The 17,175-nt window shown below is 65.5% G+C and carries 16 protein-coding genes; 3 read left to right on the top strand and 13 right to left on the bottom strand.

Annotation, left to right across the window (positions count from 1 at the left end; translation table 11 throughout):
- Positions 1-290 precede the first annotated feature (290 nt).
- Complete coding sequence (locus NLR35_RS05550; RefSeq protein ID WP_257165549.1) at positions 291-2,063, top strand: TadE/TadG family type IV pilus assembly protein; 1,773 nt, start codon at positions 291-293, stop codon at positions 2,061-2,063.
- An 89-nt stretch (positions 2,064-2,152) separates the two neighbouring features.
- On the opposite strand, the gene NLR35_RS05545 is transcribed toward NLR35_RS05550, so the two are convergent.
- Positions 2,153-2,494 (bottom strand): phasin family protein, encoded by a 342-nt coding sequence (locus tag NLR35_RS05545; RefSeq protein WP_006611277.1) that lies wholly within the window; start codon positions 2,492-2,494, stop codon positions 2,153-2,155.
- A gap of 439 nt (positions 2,495-2,933) precedes the next feature.
- On the opposite strand from NLR35_RS05545, the gene NLR35_RS05540 reads away from it, so the two are divergent.
- Complete coding sequence (locus NLR35_RS05540) at positions 2,934-4,688, top strand: D-alanyl-D-alanine carboxypeptidase (protein WP_257165548.1); 1,755 nt, start codon at positions 2,934-2,936, stop codon at positions 4,686-4,688.
- Positions 4,689-4,922: 234 nt separating this feature from the next.
- Here the strand turns inward: NLR35_RS05540 and NLR35_RS05535 are convergent, their stop codons facing one another.
- The 4 genes from NLR35_RS05535 to NLR35_RS05520 all read right to left on the bottom strand — a co-directional run bounded on the left by NLR35_RS05535 (position 4,923) and on the right by NLR35_RS05520 (position 8,882).
- Positions 4,923-5,639, bottom strand: a complete 717-nt coding sequence (locus NLR35_RS05535) for a DnaJ domain-containing protein (protein WP_257165547.1) — start codon at positions 5,637-5,639, stop codon at positions 4,923-4,925.
- A gap of 80 nt (positions 5,640-5,719) precedes the next feature.
- Positions 5,720-6,478, bottom strand: a complete 759-nt coding sequence (locus NLR35_RS05530) for a VWA domain-containing protein (protein ID WP_257165546.1) — start codon at positions 6,476-6,478, stop codon at positions 5,720-5,722.
- Between the two features lie 134 nt (positions 6,479-6,612).
- Entirely contained in the window at positions 6,613-7,500 is an 888-nt protein-coding gene (locus NLR35_RS05525; RefSeq protein WP_257165545.1) for a lysophospholipase, read from the bottom strand.
- A 458-nt stretch (positions 7,501-7,958) separates the two neighbouring features.
- A complete protein-coding gene (locus tag NLR35_RS05520; RefSeq protein WP_257165544.1) occupies positions 7,959-8,882 on the bottom strand; it encodes a division plane positioning ATPase MipZ in 924 nt (307 codons plus the stop codon).
- 262 nt (positions 8,883-9,144) lie between these two features.
- Here NLR35_RS05520 and panC point away from each other — a divergent pair, with 262 nt between their 5' ends.
- A complete protein-coding gene (gene panC, locus NLR35_RS05515) occupies positions 9,145-9,996 on the top strand; it encodes a pantoate--beta-alanine ligase (RefSeq protein ID WP_257165543.1) in 852 nt (283 codons plus the stop codon).
- A 331-nt stretch (positions 9,997-10,327) separates the two neighbouring features.
- Here panC and NLR35_RS05510 read toward each other — a convergent pair whose 3' ends face one another.
- The 8 genes from NLR35_RS05510 to mgtE form a co-directional block, all read right to left on the bottom strand.
- Complete coding sequence (locus NLR35_RS05510) at positions 10,328-10,768, bottom strand: DUF1489 family protein (RefSeq protein ID WP_257165542.1); 441 nt, start codon at positions 10,766-10,768, stop codon at positions 10,328-10,330.
- 32 nt (positions 10,769-10,800) lie between these two features.
- Positions 10,801-11,793, bottom strand: coding sequence for a hypothetical protein (locus NLR35_RS05505; RefSeq protein ID WP_257165541.1), 993 nt, complete (start codon positions 11,791-11,793; stop codon positions 10,801-10,803).
- Positions 11,794-12,110: 317 nt separating this feature from the next.
- Positions 12,111-12,302, bottom strand: coding sequence for a hypothetical protein (locus tag NLR35_RS05500; protein WP_006609003.1), 192 nt, complete (start codon positions 12,300-12,302; stop codon positions 12,111-12,113).
- Between the two features lie 223 nt (positions 12,303-12,525).
- Positions 12,526-13,185, bottom strand: coding sequence for a glutathione S-transferase family protein (locus NLR35_RS05495; protein ID WP_257165540.1), 660 nt, complete (start codon positions 13,183-13,185; stop codon positions 12,526-12,528).
- A 177-nt stretch (positions 13,186-13,362) separates the two neighbouring features.
- The gene (locus tag NLR35_RS05490; protein WP_257165539.1) at positions 13,363-14,256 is read right to left on the bottom strand and encodes a hypothetical protein; all 894 of its coding nucleotides are present in this window, start codon (positions 14,254-14,256) and stop codon (positions 13,363-13,365) included.
- Positions 14,257-14,399: 143 nt separating this feature from the next.
- Positions 14,400-15,218, bottom strand: a complete 819-nt coding sequence (locus tag NLR35_RS05485; RefSeq protein ID WP_257165538.1) for an aldo/keto reductase — start codon at positions 15,216-15,218, stop codon at positions 14,400-14,402.
- 75 nt (positions 15,219-15,293) lie between these two features.
- A complete protein-coding gene (locus NLR35_RS05480) occupies positions 15,294-15,587 on the bottom strand; it encodes a DNA-binding transcriptional regulator (protein WP_257165537.1) in 294 nt (97 codons plus the stop codon).
- Between the two features lie 81 nt (positions 15,588-15,668).
- Complete coding sequence (gene mgtE, locus NLR35_RS05475) at positions 15,669-17,087, bottom strand: magnesium transporter (protein ID WP_257165536.1); 1,419 nt, start codon at positions 17,085-17,087, stop codon at positions 15,669-15,671.
- Positions 17,088-17,175: the final 88 nt, after the last annotated feature.

Raw genomic sequence — 17,175 nt, 5'->3', positions numbered from 1 at the left:
TGGACCGACACCAGGAATATGGGTCAGCGGCCGGTTTGCCGCAAGCGCATCCGATCAATGGACGGACGCTCCGGCAGGACCGATTCCCTGCCCCGGCGATGAGGCCGAAGGTTAAACAAACCGGTCGCATTTTACAAAGCCCATTCACCGGGCATTGACAGGGAACCTGCGGCGGCGGCGGCGCGACGGCCATACCGCGGTATTCGCTCGGTTTTTCGAGCTTTCGATTTACCCACCCTTGACGAACCCGCCCCGAAATGGCCCGCGGAAAATCATCATTGGTGAGCGACATGACCGCCGAGACCTTCGTCCGCTTCTGCCGCAAGACCGTGCGACGCTTCGTCCGCGACACCAGCGGCAATATCGCCGTGACCTTCGCGATCGCGCTGCTGCCGATTCTGGCCTTCGTCGGCGCCGGCATCGACTACAGCCGGGCGAACGCCGCGAGATCGTCGATGCAGGCCGCGCTGGATTCGACCGCGCTGATGCTGTCGCGCGATCTGGCCCAGGGAACGATCAGCTCGACCGACATTGCAACGAAGGCATCGGCCTATTTCAAGGCGCTGTACACCAGTGCGGATGCCAAGGGCATCGCCGTGAACGTCAGCTATACCGCCCCGACCACCACCACGGCGTCCAACATCCAGCTGACCGCCTCGGGGCAGATCGTCACCCAGTTCATGAAGCTCGCCGGCTTCCCGACGATGGACTTCAGCACCAAGGCGACGACGACCTGGGGCGACGTGAAGATGCGCGTCGCGCTCGCCCTCGACAACACCGGCTCGATGGCCTCCAGCAACAAGATGACCGCCCTGCAGAACGCGGTCGCCGGCAGCGGCGGCCTGATCGACCAGCTCAGCGCGCTCGCCAAGGCGCCCGGCGACGTCTACATCTCGGTCGTTCCCTTCGCCAAGGTCGTCAACGTCGGCGACAGCAATTACTCCCAGAACTGGCTGGATTGGACCGACTGGCAAAATCCGCCCACCGTTCAGCCCGCTAACGGCTCCTATCAGGCCGCAATTCCGAACGGCAGCTTCTCGCAGGCGCAGTGGGACATGATCGGACCAGGATCCTCCTGCCCGTTCAAATCCAGCAACGGCTTCTCCTATTTTGGCTGCGTCAGCGGCCCGACCACGGGCAGCTCCAGCGTCTCGACGATCCCGAAGACCGGCGACGCCAATGCGGGCCAGATCTGCCCGGGCTACGATTCAGCCTCGCACAGCTACTACAATGGCTGCTGGACGACCGCCAAGACCTCGACCGTGGTCACCTACTGCACCGGCTCGAGCTGCAGGTGCAGCAACGGCGCCAATGAAAGCTGCAGCTGCACGGGCACGTCAGGCACGAGCGGCTACACCTGCAAGGTGAACACCTACAACAAGACCTGGGTCGCCAATGCCAAGAGCACCTGGACGGGCTGCGTCGCCGACCGCACCCAGCCGAACGACGCGAATGCAGTCTCCCCGTCCACGTCTGACGTGACCACGCTGTTCCCGGCCAACCAGCACATGGAGAACAACACCCAGTACTGCAGCAGCAGCGCCTCGACCAAGCTCGCGCAGATCGTTCCGCTCAGCTACAATTGGAGCTCGCTGAAGACCGCGGTGAATGCGATGCAGCCGACCGGCGGCACCAACCAGGCCATCGGCCTCGCCTGGGCCGTGCAGTCGCTGATCCCGAACGGCGTCCTGGGCGCTCCGGCGGAAGCCGCGAGCACGACGTATAATCGCGTCATCATCCTGCTGTCGGACGGCCTGAACACGGAAGATCGCTGGCCGGAATACGGCAACGGCTCGAGCCAGGCCTCCGGCAACCCGATCGACGCGCGGCAGGCCCTGCTGTGCTCCAACCTGAAGAACACCAAGGATGCCAAAGGCAATTCGATGTACACGATCTACACGATCCAGGTGAACACTTCGTCGCCCGCCGATCCAACGTCGACCGTGCTGCAGAACTGCGCCTCAAGCCCCGACAAGTTCTTCATGCTGACGAGCTCGACCCAGATCGTGACCACCTTCAACTCGATCGGAACCTCGCTGTCCAAGCTGCGCGTCGCCAAATAAAGGCGGCACTCACGCCATCGATCATTTTCGCCCAACAAAAAAGCCCGGCGCGAGCCGGGCTTTCGACTGTCACCTCGCGGTGGCTGCGATCAATGCGCGGCCGGCGGGGTGAACTTGGCAGCAAGGCCTTCGAGCGGCTTGAACGCGTGCTTGGCGAGATCCGAATACAGGCCGGCGATCTTCTGCGAATCGGCGACGAAGGTCTCGTAGGCGGACTTGGCGAACTCGGTCTGGACCTCGAGCACCTTGTCGAGCGACTTCACGCCCTGCAGCTTCTCGACGAACGACTTGGTGTCCTCGAAGGATTTCTTGGTGTAGTCGCCATAGGCGGTGGCGATCGCATGGAGGCCGTTCTGCACCGTGGTCGCGGAATTCACGACGGTCTCGAACTGCTCCTTGCCGTAATTCTGGAAGTCTTCAACCTTAAACATGTGGCATTCCTTTCCCTGACTTATCACCCCCAGGGAGGCCGGGCTCCCTGACGCAGTCCCAATATAATGCACTGCACAATAAGAAGCAAGAATCTTGTGCAATGCACCATCGCGGGCATTAAGGCGCGCCCCAATCTGCTAAAGCCTCGGATCGCTTCAAGTCGGGCCAGTTCGACCGAAATCCCCGCCATCGGCGCAAGGTTTCTTTAATCCTTTGGCAACTCGACCGTCCTAACCTCTCCTGGGGTCCCGGCCAGCGTCGGCCGAACCGTAAAGCTGTTCTAAAACAGCGTCTTAACAAAACCTCAGTTGGGGCCTTTCGATGCATGACCGCGTCGAGGCGCAAACTGGAGGTCCGACAGGCAAAGATCACGGGGGCGTTTTGGCACAATTTCGCCTCAACTCCCGGTGATCACGTCAGAAATTGGACGGGGATTTCATGCTTCGCAAAAACCTGGCTTCCTCGCGCCTGCTGCGGGTTGGCGTCTATGGGCTGCTCACCCTCACGGTGGCGGCAGTCGTCACGGTGGACAGCGCAGAAGCGCGCCGGCGTCATCGGCACCACCACGCGCGTCACTCTCCCCATGCCGACGAGGGCAGCTACAGCCCGGCATTCGCCTCGATCATCGTCGACGGCAATTCGGGCGCGACCCTGACCGCGACCAACCCGGACGCGCTGCGGCACCCTGCCTCGCTCACCAAGATCATGACGCTCTATCTGCTGTTCGAGCGCCTGGAGTCCGGCAAGATGAAGCTCGACACCGAAATGCCGGTGTCCGAGCATGCCTCAGAGCAGTCGCCGACCAAGCTCGGCCTTCGGCCCGGCCAGACCATCCGCGTCGAGGACGCGATCAAGGGCCTGGTGACGCGCTCGGCCAACGACGCCGCGGTGGTCATCGCCGAGGCGATCGGCGGCGACGAAGACGATTTCGCCAAGCTGATGACGCGCAAGGCGCGCTCGTTGGGCATGAGCCGCACCACCTACGTCAATGCCTCAGGGCTACCCGCCGACGAGCAGATCACGACGGCGCGCGACCAGTCGATCCTCGGCCGCGCGATCCAGGACCGCTTCCCCCGCTATTATCGCTACTTCTCGACCGAGGTCTTCAATTTCCGCGGCCAGTCGATCCGCAACCACAATCACCTGCTCGGCAGCGTCGAGGGCGTCGACGGCATCAAGACCGGCTACACGCGCGCATCCGGGTTCAATCTCGTGACCTCGCTGCGCCGCGGCAACCGCCATCTGATCGGCGTCGTGTTGGGCGGCCGCAGTGGCGGTTCGCGCGACGCAATCATGCGCAATTTGCTGGCTGAGAACCTCGAGAAGGGCGCGACCAAGCGCACTGTCGCTGCGATCGGCGAGCGCGGCAATTCCGACGCCGGCGACGACCAGGGCACGGTCCAGCTCGCCTCGGCCGCGCCGGAGACTCCGGCCCCGAGCCGCGCTGCCAAGCTGATCTCGACCCTCTCGGAAGCCACCGCGGCGCTGCCGCCGGCGGCGCCGAAAGAGGCCAAGGTCGAGCCCGCGCCGATGACGTCGGGCGTGATCCAGACCCAGCCGATGTCGATCGTTCCCGGCTCGACCGAGCCGATGAAGCCGGTGAAGGTCAGGACCGTTCAGGTCAAGGCCGGCGCCGTCAAGCTCGCCACGGCCGCCCCGCAGCCGGTGGCCCCTGCTCCCGCGCCGTTCGCGCAACGCGTCGAGGCGATCGAGCCGGCACCGCCGATGGCTCGCGCCGAGGCCGTCCGCCCTGAGATGCCGCCGCAGCCGGCGGGCCATGGCACCGGCAACGGCATTCTCGGCGTGCTGCCGGCCTCGAGCCTGCCGCCCGCCTCGTCCCAGGCGATGGCCTATGCAGCGCCTGCTGCTCAGCCATCATCGCCGGCGCCGACCCAGCTCGCTTCGGCGAGCCCTGCCCAGGAACTGCCGGCCCGCCCCGCCGTGGCGCGCAGCGGCTGGATCATCCAGGTCGGCGCGCTCGACAGCGAGGCCGAGGCGCAGAAGCGCATCGAGGCCGCGCGCAGCTCGGCGCAGGGCCTGCTGAGCAAAGCCGATCCTTTCACCGAGACGGTGTCGAAAGGCGACAAGAGGCTGATCCGCGCCCGCTTCGCCGGCCTCGATCGCGATCAGGCCGAAGCGGTGTGCAAGAAGCTGAAGCGCGCCGACATCTCCTGCATGACCGTGCACAACTAACCTGATCGACATCCCCTGCACATGAGGCCCGCGCGACACACGCGCGGGCCTTTTTCTTTGCGCATGCACGACACGGCAGCGAGGGCTCTCGCGCAAACCACTCGTCAAGGAATTGCCGCTAGAACTTTTTCACCATGTCGAACGATCGCGCCTCACAGAGCCGAGAGCCGCTGATGTCGACGTGACTGTGATGGAAGCAGGTTCGGTGTTGTGGCGTTGGTGGCGTTGCCGGAGTTAGCCGTGATGCGTACGAAGCAGAGTATCCTTGGCCTCGTTCACCCGGGCGGCGAGATACGTCGACCCCCCTTGGTCGGGATGCAGTTTCTTCATGAGCGCACGGTGGGCACGCCCGATCTCGTCGCGCCCCGCGCCCGGCTGCAGGCCAAGGATCTGATAGGCCTCCTCTTCCGTCATTTTGGAGCTCGACGCCGCGCGGCGCTGCCCCCCTGCCGCATCGCCTTGCGCGTGCTGACGCCAGGCGGGAAACCGGCGGTCCAGATAAGTTTCAAGTAGCGCCGTGCTGTCGGCATCCAGGCTCGGGATCATCGCCGCAAGCTGCGGCAGATCGAACTGATCGAGCGACCGGCCGGCATGGGGCCCGGCCACGAAGCGGCCCTGCAGCTGGCCGCTGTCGTGATCGAGCATCATCTCGATGAACTGCGAGCGCACCCGCGAATTCTGCCCCTGCGATCGTGCTCCGCCGATCCCGAACATGCCGCCGAGCTGGCCGAGCCCGCCCGGCGACCAGCCGAGCAGCCCTGCCCCGAACAGCCCGATCGGGATCGCGACCACCAGCTCGCCGCGGATGCCGGTGAAGGCGGCGATCGCGAGACAGCCGACACCGCCGGCCATCTTGATGGCGCGGGCCAGCAGGGCCGGATTCGCGGCGCGGAACATCTGCAGCAGAAGATACAGGGTAATGACGGCAACGGCGCCAGCGATCAGGGTCATGGCGCGAATATAGAGCCTGTCGGGACAAAATGCATGATCGCCAGGCTGCGCCCGTGAGCCCCGCGATCAGCAACCGATCCTCATTTGAGCTGGCCGAGCAGATGCGCAGCCGCGCCTTCGAATGCGGCCAGGCGCAGCAGCGCCTCACGTCCGCCGGCGGCATAGGCCGCGGCGGCGCGCAGAAGCTCACGCAACTGCGCCGCGGCGCCTGGATCGAAGCGGCACCACGCGCCGCCGGATAATCGCGCCATCTCGCGAAACGCCTGCTCCGCGACCGCATCGTTGCCTTCCTGGAACATGAACAATGGGACCTTCAACAGCCCGAGCTCACCGGCCTTGGCACAGAGCTCGTCGACGCTCTCCTCCATGGCGTCACCGACGAACACGACCGCACGAATCCCGGCCGATGTGGCGTGGCGGCGCGCCTCGGCGAGAACCTTGCTGATCTGGGTCTTGCCGCCGCGGCAATCGATCTTGCCCATCAGGCGCGCCAGCTCGGCGCTGTCGGAGATCCATCCGGTGGCGCGGCACTCGTTGAAGCCACGATAGTAGACCAGCCGGATGTCGAGGCTGCCCAGGGCGGCGGCCTCGCGAAACATGTCGGCCTGGAGCGCGCAGGCCATGTCCCAGGTCGGCTGGCGGCTCAAGGTGGCGTCGAGGGCAAAGACGAGGCGGCCTTGCGTGCCCTGGGCCATCGGCGCCATGGCCTTCGCCTGCGTCACAAAGGCTGCAATGGCGTCGGCCGTGGAACGCTCTGCCTCCGGCAACCGCTCGCCGCCCGTGCGGGCGTCAGATGCGGTGACCGGACCGGAACGGGATCGGGAGGGACGATCGACCATGCACACACCTGCTTGGGATCAGCATGATGTGGGCAGCCCAGGCTGCGGCTGCAATGAGCGCCGTCGCAACCATCGACGCCCGCTCGTGCATGCGGGCGTAAGGCGTCAACGGGACCGTACGATCCGTCCGGAGATCAGTGGGTCAGCGGCTTGGCCGGGGTCGCCGTCTTGCCGACCGGCGCATAGGGCGCAACCGGGCCGGGATCGAGCAGCGGCGTCTTGGTCTTCACCGGGCCGATGTCGCTGGTGCTGTCGCTATCGGCCAGGAACTTGTCCAGCATGGCCTGGATCGACGATTTGGCCTCGTCGGGCCCCGTGTCACGCATGTCGTTGTGCTGGAAGTCGGTGTTCACGACAGTGATACCCTCCTTCTCGCAGATCTCGTTGTCCGGGATCACGCCCGGGTCGGTCTTGAACTGCGGATCCTTGGAGCGGAAGGACAGGATCTTGAACTTGCCTTCGGTCACGAACGGGACGCGCAGATTGTCGAGCGTGACGACCTTGCGGACATCGTCCGGGTACTGCTTGGCGAAGTACATCGAGATGTCGCCGCCCATGGAATGGCCGACCATGGTCAAATGATCATAATCGGCATTCGGCTGCAGCTGACGCATCTGCTCGACGGCGAAGCGGATGTTGGCGACGCCGCGCTGGATCTGCGGCAGGCGGCCGACATAGGGCTCGCCGACCTTGGTGACCATCGGCGGATCGGTCGGCAGGTCGTGCTGGATGCTGACGGCCATGTAGCCGCGCGCAGCAAACACGTTGGCGACGAACGAATACTCGGTGAACTTGACGGTGTTGCCGTGGTTGAGGATCGCGACCGGCAGCTTGATCATGCCGGCTTCGGCCTGCATCTCCTTGTCGCGACGGACGGCGACGGCGACCTCGACGAGGCGGTTGCCGCGGGAGGCATCATAGAACCGGACGGTCTCGTGGCGGATCGCCCACTTGCTGGCGGTGAAGTAGCCGACGGCCGCCAACACGCTGACGGACAACAGGACGGTTATTCCACGCTTCATGTTCGTCCCTCGGGAGCTACAATCAAAGGTAGTCCAAAACCTGCAAGACTCTCGTGACCCGTTCTGTTCAGTATATGTAACGGCGCTGTGACAGGAAGACTAAATGTTGTGTATCCATCGCCCGTTCGTTGTGCGGCGCACCTAGTTGCTGTGCAACATGAGCGCCAGCCTGTGCTTCCTTTGTGACTTGAACCCTGAACGTCAGGTTCAAATCAGTCGCGAATTTGACGGTAATCTAGCCAAAATTGGCACTCCGGCCTTGACCTGAGACAATCCGGGCCAAAAAACACCCGGAACGTCCCGTCGCGGGCCCGCCAGCAATTGATAGCGAAGTCGAGATGACGCCTACAAGGCGCACAATGTCTCAGGCCGGCGCGCCGCTTCCTTGGACCACAAGACGCGCCCGGCGGCCCCCTCATCAGCATGTAGCAGGACGTAGTCCGCGGCCTCGATGAGGCTCAGGCGCTGATGATGTCGTGCAGGTCGAGCGGCTTGTCGACCTGGGCAAACCATTCGGCCCGGTTGGCGGCCCGGCGGCGTCCGCGCTCGTCGAGCGGCAGCTTGAGCTGACGCAGCAGGCTGGTGACCTCCTCCCGCGCCGTGACATGGCCGAGATTGGGCCGCGTGCCGAGCGTCGCCTCGTCGATGTCGTCGAGCGCGGTCAGCCCGCGCGGGAAGAACTCGCGATAGACGACGCGCTCGGCAAAGCCGTCGATGGCGCGGAAGCCGAGCCGCAGCGACAGGTCCTTCAGGCCCTCGGCCACCAGTTGCTTGTTGCGCGAGCCGAGCATCGACAAGCGATTGCGGACCACGATCCAGTCGGTCATCGCGCCGTCGATCTGGCGGCGCTTGCGCCTGACGTCGCGCACCATCTCGGCGTAGTGACTCTCACCCGTGACGGCATAGGTCGCGGCATCAACGGTTCCCAGCACGTCGAAATCCAGGAAGCTGTCGTTGATGGGGGTGACCAGCGTGTCGGCCATCGAGTGCGCCAGGCGCATCAGATAGCTGTCATTGCCCGGCGTATCGATCACGATGAAATCGAACGCATGTTCGACCGCGGTCACCGCCTCCATGAACTGCTGGAATTCGGTGTTCTCGTTCTCGTCGATCTGCAGCGTCTGGCCGAGCTTGATGCAGTAGTGAGTCGGCAGCTCCAGGCGCAGGCCGGTCCGGCGCGCCCAGGCGCTGCGGTTGTTGATGTAGTGGGTGAAGCTCTGTTGGCGGCAGTCCAGATCGATGGTGGCGACGCGCTGGCCCGCCTTCAGAAGTGCCACGGCGATGTGCAGGGCGGTGGTCGACTTGCCTGACCCGCCCTTCTCGTTTCCAAGCACAACCACGTGGGCCGAGCCCGATTGTCCTTGGCTAGTCTGCACCAGCATGTTTTCGACCCCTTACGATCATCTTCGAGTCACGCTCGTCCGTGGTCAAGTGAAATGCAGCATCATCGTGAATCCACGGGGGTCGCATCCTCCGCTACTACTTGACGTCAGCGTTTACCAACTCCGCATGTGATGCGCAGACGTGCTAACAGACGTATTCAAGTAGGCTGAGCGGCTTGTGGGACTCCTTGTTAAAGGCGGTCGCAGAAGCGTCAAGGCCGAACAGGAAAACTGCGTTTTTTCACCGTGAGATCGAGCAAAAATGTCACGAACGCCGCGCGTCGCCCGCACCCTCTCCGTCCTCCGCCGCGAGCTCGACAGCTTGCGCACGCGAAAAGCCAGCGTCGCGCTCGTGCCGACCATGGGCGCCTTGCACGACGGCCACATCTCGCTCGTCCGCCTGGCGAAGCGGCGCGCCGACAAGGTCGCGGTGTCGATCTTCGTCAACCCGACTCAGTTCGCGCCGACAGAGGATTTCGGCTCATACCCGCGTACCTGGAAGGAGGATGTTGCAAAGCTCGAAGCCGAACGCGTCGATCTGATCTGGCACCCCGACGCGAAGGCCATGTATCCGGACGGCTTCGCCACGCGGATCGTTCCCGACGGCCCGGCGCTCGCGGGCTTGGAGGATCGCTTCCGTCCGCACTTCTTCGGCGGCGTCGCGACCGTGGTCGCAAAGCTGTTCACGCAAGTCCGGCCCGACGTCGCTGTTTTCGGCGAGAAGGACTATCAGCAGCTCCGCGTGGTGTCGCAGATGGCCCGCGACCTCGATCTCGGCGTCCGCGTCGTCGGATCCCGTACGGTGCGCGAACGCGACGGGCTCGCGATGTCCTCACGCAATGTCTATCTCAGTGCAGACGAGCGGCGTGTGGCCCCGACGCTGCACCGGGTGCTGAAGCAGATCGCGACGCGGCTGCGCGCCGGCGACGACATGCTGGCCGCGGTTGGTGACGGCGCTGCGACAATCACCGACGCCGGTTTCGCATTGGACTATCTCGAGGTCCGCCACGCCGAGACCCTGGCGCCCATCGGTCCAAAGGAGTCCGGACCGAAGCGCATCCTGGTCGCCGCCAAGCTCGGAACCACGCGACTGATCGACAACATCGCGGCGTGAGGCTCGCGAGAGAAAGCGTCACGGCCGTCGAAACCAGCACTAGCCGGATGACACCATTTACGCGGTGCCCGTGACTGCGCCCTCTCCCCTTGCGGGAGAGGGCATGTAGGACAGTACGGCAAACTCGGTGGGGCGAGGGGTATGTCTCCGCAAGCGTTGCTCCCCGAGAGATACCCCTCACCCAACCTTAGGCGAGGATGGGCCGGTGATGCCCTCTCCCGCACGGGGAGAGGGCGCAACAACTGGCACCGCCGAGCGGATGGATGCGCTGAGCTTCCCGTCGAAGCTGAGTGTCGGCGTGGCTCGCGGCGCTCACGCGCAACTCGAATCCCTACAACAGCCCCAGATCCCGCAGCTCGCGGCGCAGCGGCTCGGGCATGGCCTCCACGCCGGCGGCGCTGGCCTTGCCGAGATCGGCCGGCGCGTCCTCGGCGGTCAGATAGCGCCAGCCCTGGAACGGGCGCATCGGCCGCGGCGACACCGCGATCACCTTCGGCTGCATGATGATGCGGCAGCGGCCGATGCCGTCGCCGTCGCGGAACGGCTCGATGCCTGTGATCTTCTCGCGCGCGGCGACCTCGCCGCGAATCACCCAGTACAGCGAGCCGCCGCCGAGGATGTCCTCGACCCGCTTCGGCGTCATCCGCGTGACATGGACGTGCTGCTGCGGCAGGCCCTTCTTCTTGGCCGCGAGCATGCGCTCGGCGATCCATTCCTTGAGCTCTTTGACCGACTCGCAGCCGACGGCCAGCTTGATCAGATGCAGGGGCATGATGGCGCTTCGATCGACGGCTCTCTTCGTCCTTATTCGTCCTTGGCGGCCGGCTCGGCGGCGTCAGGCGCCCCCTGCGGCGCGGCCGCCGCCGGCTTGGGCTTCGGCGCGGCCTTCTTGGCCGCCGGCGGCGCCTGGGCATGGCTAGCGGCAACGGTGGGCGGCGCCGCCGCTGCTGGTGCGAGCTGGGTCGGCGGCTGCGGCTTGGCCGCCGCGGCGGGCGCGACCGAGCGGGTCGAGGCCGTGGGCTCGGGGTTCATGATGCTGACGGGCGGCGTGTTGGCCGAGCTCGGAAACTCCGCGGTCGTCGGCTTGCCGGTGGGCGCCGACGGCGCGAGGCCGGCGAAGGTTCCCACGACCGGCTGGCCCGGGGCCGCCGGCGTTGCGTTCCACTGCGAGGCGTAGCGCGTCACCAGCCCCTCATAGGTCCGCCCCTCCATGTTGTTGACCAGTTGCTGGCGATCGCCGACGGCGCGGAACATCACGCAATCGTTCGGCGTGCAGCGGTCGCGCGTCAGCAGCACATAGGCCATCAGCCCATAGCGGTCGCGCTCCACCGCCCGCCGCAGCGCCAGCAATTCGGCGGTCATCACCTTGTTGGCGCTGGCGAGGTCGCCGGCCTGCGAGAGCCGGCTGAGCATGCCCGCCGCATAGCTGACGGCCGCAGCCGTCATATCAGCCGCCCCGAACAGGCTCTTCTCACAGTTCGACAGCACGAGATCGCCGGCCATGTCATCGATGCAGGCCAAGGCTGGCGGCGACAGGCCGGCCGACGCCGTCGTCGTGGGATCGCCATTGCCACCCCGCTGCGACGGATCCTGGCTGCGCATCATGGAGGCAACGGCAATCCCGACGGCCAGCAGCGTGATCACGGTCAGAGCACCATTGGCGACTGACTTCTCGGCCCGCAGCAGCGTGACCAGGACAATCAGCGCGAAGAAGCCTGCCGCGGCCACCGTGAGCCACATTGGGAACGACGGCGAGTTCAAGAGCTGGTCGAGTGATGAGGGCCAGGTCGAGTTCATGCGCGCTGATTCCTGACGCGGGCCAACCAAAACGGCCCCGATGGCGCCCCGACATGGGACGGCCGTGAAACGATCACCAAATTCAAACGATCACCCAAATCCGTCGCGGCCCCACGCCCTGACAATAAGACGATTCCATGCACCGAGGGGTGCCGGATGGTGTGGAGCTACCCACTATCCCCAAGAGGGATTGCGCAGCCTTCGTAAGACCTTCGGGCCGCGGCTTTCAGCCCCGTGACATCTGCCGGGTCTCTCCTCCTCCGATCGGCGGCCGCGTCCGCCGACGCGCACAGCCTGACGTCCTGACGCCGAGCAGCTCAAGACAAGGCCAATTGGCTTTCTCTTGCAACCCGCTCAAAGGCTTCCGTCGAGCTTTTGATCCGGTACTGGCAGTCATCCCCTTCCGTCGGAAGTTGCCGGATGATCTCGTAGGTACCGCTGGCCGCCGGCCGCGAGACATTGCTCGCGGTAAAATAGACCGTCGACCCAATGGGGAACTTGTGTTTCAACGCCCTCTCCTGCTCGCATGCCGGCAAGAGCCCCTGGTCCCGCTGCCCGGGCCGGCGTGTCTTTATAGATAGCGCTCTATAGCACGCCGCCGCCCGCCCTGGCCAGCGGCCTCGCAACATGGCGAACACTGATATTGCGAGTTTCTTCAACGAGATGGCGGCTGGAGCGGTACTCCTGGACTAACAAGGAGCACCGCTGCCCATGGCGAGCGGCGAGACAGGGTCAGACCTTCTCGACCCGGTCGATGATCCAGCTTTCCGCCAGCCCGTCCTTGACCCATGCAGCGAAGGCCGGCATCGCCGTCATCGCGTCCATGTAGGCCTTGGTGTCCGCCGCGACCGGAACCGCGAAGGTATGGAACCGCGTGACCACCGGCGCGAACATCGCATCCGCCCCGCTGAAGCGACCGAACAGGAACGGGCCCCCGGCGCCGTGACGGGAGCGGCAGTCGCGCCAGATGTCCTCGATCCGGGCGATGTTGGCCTTGGCATCGGCGGAGAGTTCCACCGCTCGCACCGGGCGGTGCAGGTTCATCGGACACTCGTTGCGCAATGCCTGGAAGCCGGAATGCATCTCGGCGGAAACGGAGCGCGCATGAGCGCGCGCGGCGACATCGGCAGGCCACACGCCGGCCGCGGGAAAGCGCTCGGCGAGATACTCGATGATCGCCAGCGAATCCCACACGGTGACCGAACCATCGATCAGGATCGGCACCTTGCCGGCCGGCGAATGTTCGAGGATGCGAGCCTTGTCGGCGGGATCATCGGTGTAGAGCGGGATCACGATCTCCTCGAAGGCGATGTCGGCGCCGCGCAGCGCGAGCCACGGCCGCATCGACCATGAGGAATAGTTCTTGTTGCCGATCACCAGCTTCAGGGTCATGTCGCACCGTCTCCGTGTTCAAGCGATCCAAGGCCATTAAAGGCTGCGCATTGACCGCACAGCGGCGGCCGATGGGCAGCCTTGCCGTCCGGCACGCATACAGGATGATCGCCGGCTGCGTCGAGCGACGTCCTGCGATCTTGTCAGCCTCCATGGGCGACCTGAACGGGCGCACGATCAGCGGCTGAAATCCTGCGGCGTGAACGACATCTCGATCACCTTCCACTCGTCGTATCGATCGGGCGGCAGCATCGTATAAGGCTGGCACGCGTTCAGCGCCTGGACTGCGCTCTCCTTCAGCTGCGCAGCCTTCAGCGGCGCAATGACCTCCCTCACCTCCGGCTCCGTGGCCAGCCTGCCGTCGGGGGTCATCGCGAAGCGCAGTCTGACCAGGACGCGATCACTGGGCGACATCGATGACGCGAGATGCGCGCAGCTCCTGACCCGCTGGCGGAGCGCCGTCTCGAGATTGGCCGCGAGATTCGTCGTTGCCATCGCTCCGGTCTCCTGGCCGTCCTCCGGGGCGTTCGCCGGCGGCAGCGGCGAGACGGGCGGCAGCGGCGCCGGCAGACCGAGCATGACGCCGTATTTCACGGTGAGGTCCGGCTCGGGTTGCACGTAGCTCGGCGTGGTTGCAGACGGCGGCTTGGCGGCCGACTTCGCCTCTGATTTCGACTCCGGCCTGGCTTCAGATTTAGCCGCCGGTTTCGCCGCGGATTTTGGCGACGGCGACGGCGACGCTGAAGGCTGCGGCGGCTTTGCCGGCTCCTTGGCCTCGCGCTGGAGCGTCTGCGACGGCTCGGGGGCCGGAGGCGGCGCGGCGGCCGCCGGCGAGGCGCTCGGGGCCGGCTGCGGCAAGGTCAGCTCAGGCGTCGGGGACGGCGATGGGGTGACGACCGGCTCCGGGGTTTTCTTCGGCTCGTCGGCATCGACGATATCCACCGGAACCTCGTCGCTTTTCGGCAGCTCATAAGGCCGGACCGAGGTCGAGACCACGACCCCGCTGACCAGCAGGACATGCGCGAGCACGGACGCGGCAATGCCCCAACGGATGAACTGCCAACGTTCCATGCTGCTCACGACGCCCGCGCACGAGCGGATGCGCGCGCATTCGCTCCGATCATCGACCGGGAGTGCGGCGCCACCTGCCGCGCGGCCCGCCGGCCGCTCCCCCTGTCATCTCGGGCTTTAGCATAAACGCGAAGGCTGCGCCCTCAATCCCATTTGGGGGCGAAGGCGAAGTTGGTCATCCGCCCTTCCGGGCTGCCCATCGCGAAGATGTCCGCCATCTCCTGCTCGGACAGCTCGAAATCGAACAGTTCGAGATTCTCGGACAGCCGTTCGATCTTCGAGGTCCGCGGGATCGCCACGACGTTCTGCTGCAGCAGCCAGCGCAGGCAGATCTGCGCCGGGCTCTTGCCATGGTCGCGGCCGATCCGCGTCAGGGTCGGATCGTTCTTGATCTTGCCCTTGGCGATCGGGCTGTAGGCGACCACGGCCATGCCGTGCCGCGCGCAGGCCTCGCGAACCTTGGTCTGGTCGAGATAGGGATGATATTCGACCTGGTCGCACACCAAAGGCTCCGTCGACAGCGCCACCGCCTCGTCGAGCAGCGCCACCGTGAAGTTCGACACGCCGATGTGCCGCGCCAGACCGAGCGTCTTGGCATGCGCCAGCGCGCCGAGCGTCTCGGCCAGCGGCACATGCGAATTCGGCCAGTGCAGCAGCAGCAGGTCGACCTCGGAGACCCGCAAGCGGACCAGGCTCTCCTTGGTTGAGCGCTCCAGGTCATTCGGCGCGAAATGCGTCGTCCACACTTTGGTGGTCAGGAACACCTCGTTGCGGCGGACGCGTGAGGCGCGCAGCCCCTCCCCGACTTCGGTCTCGTTCTCGTAGACCTGGGCGGTGTCGATGTGCCGATAGCCCAGCGTCAGCGCCTGCTCGACGATACGGGCGCAGGTCCGCCCTCGCAATTCCCAGGTCCCGAGACCCAGAGCGGGAATCCTTGCACCATTGGCCTCGATCGTCAGCATGGCCGTGCACTCCAGACGCGTGCTGGATTATGTAGGCACACAGAAGTGGTTGCCAACGCGCGACCGGTTTTTAGCTTAAGTCTTAGCTAAGGCCGCGAACACGGTATCGGGCGCATGCGCGATCACGGTCAGCAGCGCGCGCGCCGGGCCGCGCGGCATGCGCTTGCCCTGCTCCCAGTTGCGAATGGTCTCGACGGGCACGCCGAGCTTGGCGGCGAACTCCTGCTGCGTCAGCTGCACTCGCCGCCGGAGATCGCGCACCTCCAGCGGGCTTGCCGGCGCGGCCGTCGACGGCGCCAGCGGAAACTCCCCGCCGTCGCGCAGTTCCACGATCCGTCCGTCTGCCTTCAGCCGCAAGCGTTGTTGCATGGTCCGACTCCATCTCGATACCGAGTGTCGCCGAGCCGCGTTAAGGCCGGATTAACGATATAAGTCGTTCAGGCGCCGGGCTTATTTCAAGCCGAACCAGAGCGTCGCGATGCCCAGAAACGAGAAGAAACCGACCACGTCGGTCACCGTCGTGACGAAGGTTCCGGAGGCGACGGCCGGATCGGCGCGGACGCGCTCGAGCACCATCGGGATCAGGATGCCGCCAAGCGCGCCGGCGACGAGATTGGAGACCATCGCCAGCCCGATCACGATGCCGAGGCCAGGCGTCTTGAACCAGGCCACTGCGGCGACGCCGGTGACGAGCGCGAAAGCGAGCCCGTTGACCAGCCCGACCGTGGCCTCGCGCATCACCACGCGCAGCGCATTGTTGGGCCCGAGCTCGCGCGTCGCCAGTGCGCGCACGGCAACTGTCATGGTCTGGGTGGCGGCATTGCCGCCCTGGCTCGCCACGATCGGCGCGAGCACGGCAAGCGCCACCATCTGCTGCAGCTGGCCCTCGAACAGGCCGAGCACGGAGGATGCGAGGAACGCGGTGGCGAGATTGATCAGCAGCCAGTTGAAGCGGCCCTTGGCGATGGTCCAGACGCTGTCCGAGAGCTCCTCGTCGCCGGACACGCCGCCGAGCGCCTTGAAGTCCTCGTCGGCCTCCTCCTCGATCACGTCGACGACGTCGTCGATCGTGATGACCCCGACCACACGGTTGTCGGCATCGACCACGGGGGCTGCAACCAGATTGTACTTGCCGAACAGCCGCGCCACCTCGGCGAGATCGTCGGTGACGGTGACGCGCCGCCGGTCCTCGTCGATCAGCTCGGCGAGCGGCACCGGGCGGCGGGCGCGCAGCAGCGCATCGAGCGACACCGCGCCCTGCCAATGCCGCGCCTCGTCGACGGCATAGATCTCGTAGAAGCGCTCCGGCAGGTCCGGCGTCTCGCGCATGTAGTCGATCGCCTCGCCGACGGTCCACGCCGGCGGAACCGCGATGAACTCGGTCTGCATGCGGCGCCCCGCGGAACCTTCGGGATAATCGAGGCTGCGCTCGAGGACGTCGCGCTCGGACGGCGGCAGCCGCTCGAGGATCTCCTCCTTGTCCTCCTCGTCGAGGCTCTCCAGCAGCTCGACGGCGTCGTCGGATTCGAGCTCGCGGACGCCTTCGGCGACGGTGGCCGGCTCCAGCTCTTCGAGGATCTCCTCGCGAACGGCGTCATCGACCTCGTTCAATGCCGAAAAGTCGAAATCGGTGCCGGTCAGCTCGACCAGCCTGACGCGGTCGTCGGGCGCGAGTGCTGCGATCAGATCGCCGAGATCGGCTTCGTGCAGCTCGGCGACCTCCGCGCGGAGGAACCCCTCGTCTTCCGCCGCGATCGCGGCGGTCATGGCCGCGATGAATTCAGCGCGAATTTCACCGGATTCGGTGCGCATCGCCGCGCGATCGGCTAGAGTTGCATCGGCAGGGGCAACGTCCAATGTATCGTTCATGACGTGCCTCACGCGTTCTTATTCAGACAAATGGTCTGATTTGTGCTTTCACGCATTACATAATCGGCAACAGCGAGCGCAACGGGAA

The organism is Bradyrhizobium sp. SRS-191 (assembly GCF_024586915.1).
GTDB lineage: Bacteria > Pseudomonadota > Alphaproteobacteria > Rhizobiales > Xanthobacteraceae > Bradyrhizobium.
The sequence above is the reverse complement of the archived record's forward strand: the minus strand, read 5'-3'. Positions and strand labels throughout refer to the sequence as shown.

Coding starts and splice junctions, on each gene's coding strand:
- NLR35_RS05550 (WP_257165549.1), top strand. CDS start 291: ATGACCGCCGAGACCTTCGTCCGCTTCTGCCGCAAGACCGTGCGACGC.
- NLR35_RS05545 (WP_006611277.1), bottom strand. CDS start 2,494: ATGTTTAAGGTTGAAGACTTCCAGAATTACGGCAAGGAGCAGTTCGAG.
- NLR35_RS05540 (WP_257165548.1), top strand. CDS start 2,934: ATGCTTCGCAAAAACCTGGCTTCCTCGCGCCTGCTGCGGGTTGGCGTC.
- NLR35_RS05535 (WP_257165547.1), bottom strand. CDS start 5,639: ATGACCCTGATCGCTGGCGCCGTTGCCGTCATTACCCTGTATCTTCTG.
- NLR35_RS05530 (WP_257165546.1), bottom strand. CDS start 6,478: ATGGTCGATCGTCCCTCCCGATCCCGTTCCGGTCCGGTCACCGCATCT.
- NLR35_RS05525 (WP_257165545.1), bottom strand. CDS start 7,500: ATGAAGCGTGGAATAACCGTCCTGTTGTCCGTCAGCGTGTTGGCGGCC.
- NLR35_RS05520 (WP_257165544.1), bottom strand. CDS start 8,882: ATGCTGGTGCAGACTAGCCAAGGACAATCGGGCTCGGCCCACGTGGTT.
- panC (WP_257165543.1), top strand. CDS start 9,145: ATGTCACGAACGCCGCGCGTCGCCCGCACCCTCTCCGTCCTCCGCCGC.
- NLR35_RS05510 (WP_257165542.1), bottom strand. CDS start 10,768: ATGCCCCTGCATCTGATCAAGCTGGCCGTCGGCTGCGAGTCGGTCAAA.
- NLR35_RS05505 (WP_257165541.1), bottom strand. CDS start 11,793: ATGAACTCGACCTGGCCCTCATCACTCGACCAGCTCTTGAACTCGCCG.
- NLR35_RS05495 (WP_257165540.1), bottom strand. CDS start 13,185: ATGACCCTGAAGCTGGTGATCGGCAACAAGAACTATTCCTCATGGTCG.
- NLR35_RS05490 (WP_257165539.1), bottom strand. CDS start 14,256: ATGGAACGTTGGCAGTTCATCCGTTGGGGCATTGCCGCGTCCGTGCTC.
- NLR35_RS05485 (WP_257165538.1), bottom strand. CDS start 15,218: ATGCTGACGATCGAGGCCAATGGTGCAAGGATTCCCGCTCTGGGTCTC.
- NLR35_RS05480 (WP_257165537.1), bottom strand. CDS start 15,587: ATGCAACAACGCTTGCGGCTGAAGGCAGACGGACGGATCGTGGAACTG.
- mgtE (WP_257165536.1), bottom strand. CDS start 17,087: ATGAACGATACATTGGACGTTGCCCCTGCCGATGCAACTCTAGCCGAT.